The following is a 3,259-nucleotide window of genomic DNA, read 5'->3' as shown; positions in this document are numbered from 1 at the left end:
GCCTGCATCTTCGTCGCCTACCCGTTGATGGAAAGCGCGCTGACCATGGGCATCTGCTCGGTGCTGCTGGGCTTCTCGCTGGGCTCGGTGCAGCCCATGGTGATGAGCATGCTGCACCAGATCACGCCCCAGCATCGCCAGGGCGAGGCGCTGGGACTGCGATTGATGGTGATCAACGCCTCGAGCGTCGCCATGCCCATGCTGTTCGGCGCGGCCGGCGGCGTGATCGGCATCTCGGCGCTGTTCTGGACCGTGGGCGCGGGCGTATGCTGCGGCGTGCGCCCGGCCTGGCGCATGGGCACGCCGCAGCATGCGGACGACACGCCTCCCAGCGGGCCGCCACAATTGCCGCGCTAGTGATTCGCAGCGCAGCCCATGAACCTGGCGTATACCAACGTGGAGACAGCGAGCAAGGGCCGCCCCGCAGCGAGGCTGTCGTCCCCCTCCACCGAAGGTTGAGAGGGGGAAGACGCGAAGCGGCTCAGGGGGTGCTTACGTTTTCTCGCCGATTTCGTAGTGCTTTTTGATTAAGGCCCAGGCTTCGGCCGGGTCGTCGGTGTAGTGGAACAGGCCCAGGTCCTTGCGGGAGATCGTGCCTTCCTCGATCAGCAGTTCGAAGTTGATCAGTTTCTTCCAGAACTCGCTGCCGAACAGCACCACGGGCACGGGCCGGCTCTTGCCGGTCTGCACCAGCGTCAGCACTTCGAACAGCTCGTCCAGCGTGCCGAAACCGCCCGGGAACGCGACCAGCGCCTTGGCGCGCATCACGAAGTGCATCTTGCGCAGCGCGAAGTAGTGGAACTTGAAGCTCAGGTCCGGCGTGATGAAGCGGTTGCCGTTCTGCTCGTGGGGCAGGGCGATGTTCAGGCCGATGTTGTCCACGCCCACATCGTGGGCGCCGCGGTTCGCGGCTTCCATGATGCCCGGGCCGCCGCCGGTGCAGATATAGATCCGCTCCTGCGGCGCCTGCTTGAGGCTGTCGGTGGCGACGATGCGCGCGAACTGGCGTGCCTGGTCGTAGCGCTGGGCATTGCGCACCGCCTGCTGGGCCCGGGCAATGCGCTCGGCGTCGCCGCTCGCCTGGGCCTCGGCGAGCTGGTCCGCGGCCTGTTCGGGATCGACAAAACGCGCGCTGCCGTAGACCACCACTGTGTGTTCTATGCCGTGCTCGCTTTGCGCGAGATCGGGTTTGAGCAGTTCGAGCTGCATCCGGATGCCGCGGGTTTCGCGCCGGAACATGAATTCCGGGTCGGCAAAGGCCAGGCGGTGGGAGTTGGCTTGCAGAAGCGCACCGTTGTGCGCCTGGTCATGCAGTTGGGCCCAGGCATCGGCGAGGTCGGTTTCAGACAGAGGATTGGAAATTTGCATGTAACCTCGAACAAAGTAAAAGCGCGGGTGGCACCTGGCACCACGATCCAATACGCAGCGGGCGTGCCGTGCACCGCCGCTAAAGCCACTATACGCTCACAAACTCATAGCTTCAGGCTTGCCGCAGCAATCAGGCGGCGCGCGGCCACAGCGCCTGGGCGCTGGCCAGGCCGGCCACGGTCATCGCCAGCGAGCCCAGCACATGCAGGCCGGCCCAGGCCAGCGCGGCTCCATGGCGCTGCTGCTGCAGCATGCCTATGACTTCGGCCGAAAACGTGGAAAAAGTGGTGAGTGCGCCGAGGAAGCCCGTGACCAGCGCCAGTCGCCAGGCCGGGTCGAGATGCGGCAGCGCATCGAAGGTGGCGACGCAGACGCCGATCAGATAGCCGCCGACGAGATTCGCGGCCAGCGTGCCCCAGGGCAGGCCGTGGGGCGCGCTGAGCCACAGGCCCAGACGCCAGCGGGCGAGGGCGCCCAGGCAGGCGCCGATGCAGATTGCAAGAACAGGCAGCATGGCTGCACGCTCAATACCGGTTGCCGTCGTTATCGGCGGGATCGCTGGAAACCACGCGGCTCACGGCCGGTGGCACGTTCTGTCCGGTGCGGCGCGCGCGGAACAGCGCGGCGCGCATCAGGAAAATCGTCGTGATCGGCACGGTCACCGAAATGAACACGGCGATCAGCAGCGCGTGCAGCGCCAGGCGCTGCTCCATCACCGAGAAGAACAGCACGGTCGCATGCATGATGCACCAGCAGCCCAGGGTGGCAATGATGGACGGCGAGTGCACGCGTTCGAAATAGCTCTTGAGCCGGACCAGCCCGAGCGACCCCAGCAGAGTGATCAAGGCGCCGATGATCACCAAAGCGCCGACCACGGCCTGGGCCCAGAGCGGAATCAACACTTCGTTCATTCGATGACTTCTCCGCGCAGCAGGAACTTGGCCATGGCCGTGGAGCCGATGCAGCCGAACAGCGCGATCAGCAGCGCGGCCTCGAAGTAATCGGTGCTGCTGTACATGATTCCCAGCACCAGCATGGCCAGCATGCCGATGGTGTACATGCAGTCGAGCGCGAGCACGCGGTCCTGGGCCGCGGGCCCCTTGAGCAGGCGGAACAGCGCGCAGGCCATGGCCGCTACCAGCAGGAACAGCGCCAGGGAAAGCGCCCAGACGAAATACGGGCTCATTCGAAAATCTCCATCAGGGGGCGTTCATAGCGGTTCTTGATGTGGTTTATGACTTCCTGCGGGTCGCCGACTTCGAGCGCATGCAGCAGCAGCACCGAGCGGTCGCGTGACAGCTCGGCCCAGGACGTTCCGGGCGTGATGCAGACGATCATCGCCAGCACGGCCAGCGCGTTCGGGTCGCGCAGTTCGAGTGGAATGTGCACGAAGTCCGCGCCGTGCTTGCGGAACGACGGCAGCAGCAGAAAGCGCACCACCGTCAGATTGGATACCGAGGTGTCATAGGCAAGGGGCGCAGGCCGCGCAGCAGCACGGGAATCGCCAGCCCGAGGATGGCGCCCAGCAGGATATGGCCGGCGCCCAGCGACTGGTTGAGCAGCAGCCAGAGCAGGAACAGTGCCACGGACAGCAGTGGCGCGGGCAGCAGGAGTTTCATGGCTGCTCCTTGGCAGGGGCGGATGTGGGTCCGGGCACGGGCGCCTGCGTCAGCACGCCGTGGATATAGGTGCCCGGCGAATGCAGCGCATCGGCTGCATTCTGCATGTAGCGCATCACCGGGCCGGCCTGCACGGTCATGGCGATGCAGCACAGCAGCAGCGCGGCGATCGGCAGACCTTCGGCCACGCGCAGCTGCGGCGTGTTGCGGTCGTGGCTGGCCCAGAAATGGCGCATGCCCACGCGGATCAGCGCGATCGAGCCGACGAGCCC

The 3,259-nt window shown here is 65.8% G+C and carries 5 protein-coding genes and 2 pseudogenes; 1 reads left to right on the top strand and 6 read right to left on the bottom strand.

Going from position 1 to position 3,259, the window contains the following annotated elements; genetic code table 11:
- Window positions 1–357 (top strand): MFS transporter (locus D3H34_RS31175; protein ID WP_119558698.1); only part of this gene is annotated, 357 nt, incomplete at its 5' end.
- 135 nt (window positions 358–492) lie between these two features.
- Here D3H34_RS31175 and D3H34_RS31170 read toward each other — a convergent pair.
- The 6 genes and pseudogenes from D3H34_RS31170 to D3H34_RS34370 all read right to left on the bottom strand — a co-directional run.
- Window positions 493–1,368 (bottom strand): LOG family protein, encoded by an 876-nt coding sequence (locus D3H34_RS31170; RefSeq protein WP_119558697.1) that lies wholly within the window; start codon window positions 1,366–1,368, stop codon window positions 493–495.
- A 130-nt stretch (window positions 1,369–1,498) separates the two neighbouring features.
- Complete coding sequence (crcB, locus tag D3H34_RS31165) at window positions 1,499–1,882, bottom strand: fluoride efflux transporter CrcB (RefSeq protein ID WP_119558696.1); 384 nt, start codon at window positions 1,880–1,882, stop codon at window positions 1,499–1,501.
- 10 nt (window positions 1,883–1,892) lie between these two features.
- On the bottom strand, window positions 1,893–2,279 hold the full coding sequence (gene mnhG / locus D3H34_RS31160) for a monovalent cation/H(+) antiporter subunit G (RefSeq protein WP_119558695.1): 387 nt from the start codon (window positions 2,277–2,279) through the stop codon (window positions 1,893–1,895).
- The gene (locus tag D3H34_RS31155; RefSeq protein ID WP_119558694.1) at window positions 2,276–2,554 is read right to left on the bottom strand and encodes a K+/H+ antiporter subunit F; all 279 of its coding nucleotides are present in this window, start codon (window positions 2,552–2,554) and stop codon (window positions 2,276–2,278) included. Before D3H34_RS31155 ends, mnhG begins: the two co-directional genes overlap by 4 nt.
- Window positions 2,551–2,987, bottom strand: a pseudogene (locus D3H34_RS31150) (Na+/H+ antiporter subunit E). The gene D3H34_RS31155 and the pseudogene D3H34_RS31150 overlap by 4 nt, the downstream one beginning before the upstream one ends.
- Window positions 2,984–3,259: pseudogene (locus D3H34_RS34370) on the bottom strand (monovalent cation/H+ antiporter subunit D); the annotation flags it as partial. The pseudogenes D3H34_RS34370 and D3H34_RS31150, both read right to left, overlap by 4 nt.

This window comes from Acidovorax cavernicola (genome assembly GCF_003581445.1).
This window is presented reverse-complemented; position numbering and strand designations above follow the sequence as displayed.

Coding starts and splice junctions, on each gene's coding strand:
- D3H34_RS31170 (WP_119558697.1), bottom strand. CDS start 1,368: ATGCAAATTTCCAATCCTCTGTCTGAAACCGACCTCGCCGATGCCTGG.
- crcB (WP_119558696.1), bottom strand. CDS start 1,882: ATGCTGCCTGTTCTTGCAATCTGCATCGGCGCCTGCCTGGGCGCCCTC.
- mnhG (WP_119558695.1), bottom strand. CDS start 2,279: ATGAACGAAGTGTTGATTCCGCTCTGGGCCCAGGCCGTGGTCGGCGCT.
- D3H34_RS31155 (WP_119558694.1), bottom strand. CDS start 2,554: ATGAGCCCGTATTTCGTCTGGGCGCTTTCCCTGGCGCTGTTCCTGCTG.